Below are 6,118 nucleotides of genomic sequence, written 5' to 3' on the forward strand. Positions count from 1 at the left end.
TTCAAGAGTCAAATTTTGTTGGAAAGGGAAAGAAGGGTTCATTTCCTCTCCCCATTCCAATACCTATATCTAAAGAATGAAATACGTACCATACTACCGGGTCTCAACGGCTGGCCAGGGAAAAAGCGGCCTAGGTCTTTCGGCTCAGCGCGAGATCGTAAACCGGTTCCTCAAAGCGGATGATGAACTCTTACCCGAATTCATCGAAGTGGAATCCGGCAAGAAAGCCAACCGCCCCCAACTATCGGCCGCTATTGCTTTTGCTAAACAACACCGGGCGCGTTTACTGATTGCAAAACTCGACCGGTTGAGTCGCAATGTCTCTTTTATCTTTTCCCTGCGTAATTCCGAGGTCGACTTTGTGGCCTGCGACATTCCCGATGCCAATACCCTCACCGTAGGAATCATGGCAGTTCTGGCCCAACATGAAAGGGAATTGATTGGGGAAAGGACCCGGGCCGCTTTACAGGCCAAGAAAGCCCAGGGACATAAATTGGGCATGCCCAATATCACACCGGCTATTACGCAGAAGGGTTTGGAAATCCGCCAGCAGAATGCTCGCAGCCATCAGGCCAATTTGCAAGCGGCTGAACTCGTCCGGTTGTACCGTAAAGACGGACTCACCTATGCTGCTGTTGCTGAGCGCTTAAATGCCATGGGATATCGGACCCGAAGAGGTAACAAATTCTTTGCCATGAGTGCCCAACGGTTGGATTCAAAAACGAATTAATCGGTTTTGAAAATTACCATATTACCATATTTTATGTGTAAAAATATTGTATTATATGATATAAATGTTTATATTTATATCATAATCAATGAGTTGAATACGTAAACATTGACCCCTATGCAACCCCAGAAATTAACCTCCGCTCATGACATTGATGTGTTTCAAAAGGTCACCAACCTGTTTATTGAAAAGCTCGAACACGGCGTAAACCCCTGGGTTAAATCGTGGTCGACGGTGGGTGTGGTTCCCCAGAATTATTTCAATAAAAACATGTATAAGGGGATTAATTTATTCCTGCTGTCGCTCAGCCCGTATGATGTGCCTTTCTTTTGCACCTTTAACCAGGCCCGGGAAAACGGTGGCACCATCAAAAAAGGGGCGAAATCATTGCCGGTTATTTACTGGAATTTTGTGGACAGCAAAACCGAAACGATCACGGGCCCCGATGGAACCGAGCAACCCAAGAAAAAGGCCTTTATCAAGTATTACAACGTCTTTAACATCCGCGATGTCGAAGGCATTGACTTTGTGTTGCCCGCCCACCCAACGAATCCGAATGAACCTATTCAGGTTTGTGAAACCATCGTTGCCCAGATGCCTCAAGCCCCCGCTATTCGGCACACCAACAAAGCCCGAGCCTATTACAGCCCATCGGCTGATTTGGTCAATATGCCGGATCAAGAACAGTTTTCCAGTTCAAAGGCGTATTACAGCGTTTTGTTCCACGAGTTGACCCACAGTACTGGCCATGAAAGCAGGTTGAACCGGGAGGGGGTCACACAGCTTTGCCCGTTTGGTTCGACCAATTATTCCAAGGAAGAATTAGTCGCAGAATTGGGTGCCGCCTTCTTGAATACGTTTACTGGCATCGCTGATGAAACCTTACTGGATAATTCAGCCGCCTACCTAAAAGGCTGGTTGAAGCCGCTACGGGACGATAAGAAATTCATTTTCTGGGCCGCTAAAGAGGCTCAGAAAGCGGTTCAGTTCATCGCTCCTGTCCTGAGCGATCTACAGCCCGAACCCCTTGAATAACGCCCGCCGAAGGCCCGCAGCAAAGCGGGCCACTTTTTTTCATAGTGCCCCGGCTTCGCCGGGAACCCTAAAAGAAGCAATCGGGTGAAAATTAGCGAATCGAGGGGAAAACCACTTGATTTGTTAGGGGTTTTGCCGATTGATCAGCAACCGACAGGACGCTTACATGGTTTTACGATTGCTGATGAAGAGCACCGTACGGACCGTAATACCGCTTACCAAACCGGGTAGCAAGGATTGGCACCTTTGTATCATCTTATGGGAAACCTAAATTTTTACCAGTAAAATCAGTATGGAGCAAACCCATTCAAATCACGCATTGCCCGTAAAAAAGCAACACCTCTGGCAAGTGGGCGACCTTGCCCGGAGTTTCCAGAAAGTGAACCAAACCGTTGCGATACTACTCGAACCCACTCGTTTTGTTTGGGTTACCATGGACGGTGCTTGTTGTCATATTCCACCGGATGAAATGGAATTCGTTCATAACACCGAATTACGATATCAGTACTCGGGAGAAAATGAGGTTTTGATCGATTTTGAATTAGATCTTTTCGCCCCCTACTTTAATCGGTAAAAAGGCTTTTTCGCAGGCATTTAAAGGTTTATTGATATTCTGAAATTTGTGTTCAAGTACGGAATCGGTTTAGAAAACCAATTTGGTTAAACGGCAATTTCCGGTCAACACTATGGAATCACCCATTAAGCAGGCTTATATTGATTATCAGGAAAAATTACAGGCATTAGCGCAAACCATCAAGGCACAGGTCCGCGAGAATGCCAGCCTGAAAGCGGTGCAGACAGCACTGAAAATTACCGCATCGATGTACTACCAACGCTTGAAATATCCTCAGAATATCCCTGAACAGGAAATTGGTGCGTTGACAAAACTGGTGCAAAATGACACCATCGCACAGCTATATAAGGAAACCATTGAATTCGGCCAGCAGTTAAGTGAATCTATTGCCGAAAGTCTGAGAAACACGGATATTACCGTTACCTTCCTATGTAAGAAGTTAGGTATTGATCCATCGAGTTATCACCGGAAACAAAAAGATCCACGTTTGTGGAATCAGGCCGAAATCGAAAGAATTGCCCAAGTTATTGAAACCATTGAAAGGCTTTAAAAAAAGTAGAAAGTTTAGATTCACCTAAGCCGCTTTGGCTGAACGATTAAATGCCTTGGGTTATCGAAACCAAATAGGCATAAAATTATTTGCCATAAATGCATAGAAATGGATCTAAAAAAACTAATTATTTAGTTTCATAATACATTAATTTACAGCGATTTATGCCTATTTTTTGTGTTTTATAAATTTAATTATGTTAACCTGAGTACTTTTGCTATATATATACTTCTTTTATTTTTTTCAGGTTTTAAAAGTCAAAATAATTTAAATAATTCTAGAAGCACGCACTAAATACTCACCAAAAGTATTTATTAGTATTATCCAATCTTCAGAATTAAGATAAAAAAACTACTATAATAATTCCTAAATCCTTATTAATAAATTGTATCTAAGGCTCTTATTTTTATAGTGAGAGCTAAACACTGAAATATATTCAATTATATTTTAACCCACCGTGTTTCTTATTCACCTTCATTTAAGAACTAAATTTACCATAACAAAAAGCTAGTTAGATATATTAGAAATGTCATAAACACATTGATCACCAAACCAGTCTCTAATCCTTTCTAATGATGTATTCTCAAGGGGAGACAAGCATAATAAAGCAAGTTTGTCTTTTGACCTAGAACAACAAACATAAAGCAAATTTAATGTACGCTCAAAACGAGCAAGTTTATTATCATTACCAGAAAAAACTTCATTGAAATTATATTGATTCCAAGACGCATCATCAATAATTATAAGGACATTTTCAAATTCTGCACCTTTAACCCCATGCTTAGTACTAAATGGTGTAAATTCTTGAACAAAATTATTCAACTTTATTATTTCGCTATAATCTATATTCATTAATTCTTCATAAAATTCCCTTTTTTTCATCTGCCTTTCAGTTAGATTTTCGCCATAGATTTCACTCTCAAAGTCTTCGATAGCGATCGGTTTATTTAATATTTGTTTTGTAATTACAAATTTATAAACATCTTTTACTTTATTTACATTTCTTATTTCTTCTAGTTCTTTTATTAATAATTTAATTTTTGATTTGTCATTATGTGATTTTATTTTAAATCCTTCTATGGCTAACAACCTAATAAATTCAGAATATAATTTTTGATTGTAGTTATATATTATTTTTTCAACTTTATTGCAAAAGAATTTAATAAATATTTCATCAATTTGAAATAGCCTATCTCTATAAAATGTTATTTTATTATAAACATTTAATAAATTTTCATAACCTTGAAAATTAGCTATGTTTTTATGTGTTAGCATTAATATTTTAGTTTTTTTTAAGTCCCATTTATTATGATTAATTAACCATTCTAAACCTTTTTGATAGTTAATAGAAAAGCTATTAGTTGAGCTATTGGAGTGTATAAAAAAAAGCTGTCCAGGAAGGTTTTTTCCTGAAGGTGTCTGTATAAGTGAGGGGCGAATTTTAGCTAATAAATCAATTACTGCAATTGAACAACGAAAATTGGTGGTTTTGGTAATAGTTTCTAATGAGGCATTGTAGATTTTTCCTATACCGGAATTGTATATTTTCTGCATAGAATCTCCAAAAAAGCCAATAACAATTTTATTTTCATTTCCTTTAAGCAAATAGTTTATAATTAGATTAATAGTGATCGGGTCTGTATCTTGATACTCGTCAATAAAAATATATGGATATTTGTTGTAAACAAGTCGAAAAATTTTAGGATATTTTTCAAACAATTTTCCTGAAAATTCTATGACATGCTCATGACTAATATCGCCTTCTTCAAAATTCCTCCCATATTGTTTATAATCTATTGATTTTCCTTCTAATTTATTTTTCAGTAATTCAATTGGATTTTTTGTAGCAAGATTGTAATTTATTAACTCCTCTTTAAGCTCTGTTTGGAATGATTTGATTATCAACCATAAAAACTCATGAATTGTTAATACAAGGACTAATTCATTATTGTTTATGCGGTTAATAATTTCCTTCTTAGCAACATTTGTGTATGTAATACATACGATAAATTTGCCATGTTTTTCTAAAAAATCCCCATGTTTTATTGTCAAGTGCTTTAAAGATTCGATTAAGGTCCAAGTTTTACCTGAGCCTGCTCCGGCTTCCAAAATAAAACTTTTTTTAGTGTCAATACAATTTAAGACACCTGCAAGTGAATCATCCATATACTAATCTTCTGTTAACCATTGCAATCCTTCACTAATATAACGAGGTACTTCCCATCGATCAAGAACCATAATGTCAAAGGCAAAGTCAGTCTTTCTTTCAGAAATTTTTGACGAAATTTCATAAGAGTTTTCAACAATTTCTTGTTCTCCCGTATTTTTAAATAAAAGCGGTATCAATTTCCCATTAGTGCAACATTCAAGAATTTTAGAATTTCTAAGAATAAAAGCCTCTTCAAAACTTCTACCGCATGTAATTCTATTTATCTCTGCTACTTGATACGCAACTCGTATTTTTCCTTTTGTCTTCCCTTCATCTGAACAATTTTGCAGGTCATTCAACATTTCCATAGCTGGAATCCATTCCTTTAATACGGCATTACTTGTTTTATGGCCTTCGCTTACTTTACATGATTTTTTTGTTGATTTATCAATTGAGTCAAGGTCAGTTATAATCAACGTTTTTATATTTAAAAAGCATAATAAATCTTTAAATATGTGAGCATAAGCTCCACCAACCTCAATTATTGAAATATATTTTGACAACAAGGCAGGAGCTGCTTTTTTAATAAATAATGGTAGTAAAAGTCGTTCAACAGTTCCTTCAATCATTATAATTTTATCGGCAAAAAACATATCACATCTACTCAGTGATAAGTATTGTTTCAAAAACGATATTCCAGTTGGGTCTGAAGCACCTTCAATTAGTCTAAATTCAGATAAGTTTTTTACTTTTAGGAAAAGCTCTGAATTATCAAAATACCTTATACTATCAAAGTTACTTTCTGCAATTATGTGGGAGGAATGTGTGGTGATTAATATTTGGACGTCCCAATTAAGTTTTGATCGAACAAAATCACGAATATTTTTAATAAATACATATTGCATTTGTGGATGCAAGTGGGCCTCTGGCTCTTCGATAAATAAAAGTTGAAAGAGACTGCTCGCTAAACTGTGTCAAGGGTGAATAAAAAGGAAAAAACCTTATTTTCACTATCATGAACAACGACTTCGATTTCGAGGCCTTCAAACAGGCCGCTATCAAAGGCCTTTACGAAGGCAA

The 6,118-nt window shown here is 36.8% G+C and carries 6 protein-coding genes; 4 read left to right on the forward strand and 2 right to left on the reverse strand.

All coding sequences use genetic code 11. The features are described from left to right. Nucleotides 1–76 precede the first annotated feature (76 nt). The 4 genes from DUE52_RS24000 (at nt 77) to DUE52_RS24015 (ending at nt 2,889) form a co-directional block, all read left to right on the forward strand. Nucleotides 77–730, forward strand: coding sequence for a recombinase family protein (locus DUE52_RS24000; RefSeq protein ID WP_114408605.1), 654 nt, complete (start codon nt 77–79; stop codon nt 728–730). A 117-nt stretch (nt 731–847) separates the two neighbouring features. After that, complete coding sequence (locus DUE52_RS24005; protein WP_114408606.1) at nt 848–1,765, forward strand: ArdC family protein; 918 nt, start codon at nt 848–850, stop codon at nt 1,763–1,765. Between the two features lie 292 nt (nt 1,766–2,057). Then, nucleotides 2,058–2,339 (forward strand): hypothetical protein, encoded by a 282-nt coding sequence (locus DUE52_RS24010; RefSeq protein ID WP_114408607.1) that lies wholly within the window; start codon nt 2,058–2,060, stop codon nt 2,337–2,339. 112 nt (nt 2,340–2,451) lie between these two features. Further along, nucleotides 2,452–2,889: a helix-turn-helix domain-containing protein gene (locus DUE52_RS24015; RefSeq protein ID WP_114408608.1), complete on the forward strand. Its 438-nt coding sequence runs from the start codon at nt 2,452–2,454 to the stop codon at nt 2,887–2,889. A gap of 507 nt (nt 2,890–3,396) precedes the next feature. Here DUE52_RS24015 and DUE52_RS24020 read toward each other — a convergent pair. Continuing rightward, a complete protein-coding gene (locus tag DUE52_RS24020; RefSeq protein WP_114408609.1) occupies nt 3,397–5,055 on the reverse strand; it encodes a UvrD-helicase domain-containing protein in 1,659 nt (552 codons plus the stop codon). 3 nt (nt 5,056–5,058) lie between these two features. Further along, nucleotides 5,059–5,976 carry an ATP-dependent nuclease gene (locus DUE52_RS24025; RefSeq protein WP_262511009.1) on the reverse strand — a complete coding sequence of 306 codons (918 nt, stop codon included), beginning with the start codon at nt 5,974–5,976 and terminating at the stop codon, nt 5,059–5,061. Nucleotides 5,977–6,118 lie beyond the last annotated feature (142 nt).

The organism is Larkinella punicea (assembly GCF_003334855.1).
Classification (GTDB): domain Bacteria; phylum Bacteroidota; class Bacteroidia; order Cytophagales; family Spirosomataceae; genus Larkinella; species Larkinella punicea.

Coding starts and splice junctions, on each gene's coding strand:
- DUE52_RS24020 (WP_114408609.1), bottom strand. CDS start 5,055: ATGGATGATTCACTTGCAGGTGTCTTAAATTGTATTGACACTAAAAAA.
- DUE52_RS24015 (WP_114408608.1), top strand. CDS start 2,452: ATGGAATCACCCATTAAGCAGGCTTATATTGATTATCAGGAAAAATTA.
- DUE52_RS24000 (WP_114408605.1), top strand. CDS start 77: ATGAAATACGTACCATACTACCGGGTCTCAACGGCTGGCCAGGGAAAA.
- DUE52_RS24005 (WP_114408606.1), top strand. CDS start 848: ATGCAACCCCAGAAATTAACCTCCGCTCATGACATTGATGTGTTTCAA.
- DUE52_RS24010 (WP_114408607.1), top strand. CDS start 2,058: ATGGAGCAAACCCATTCAAATCACGCATTGCCCGTAAAAAAGCAACAC.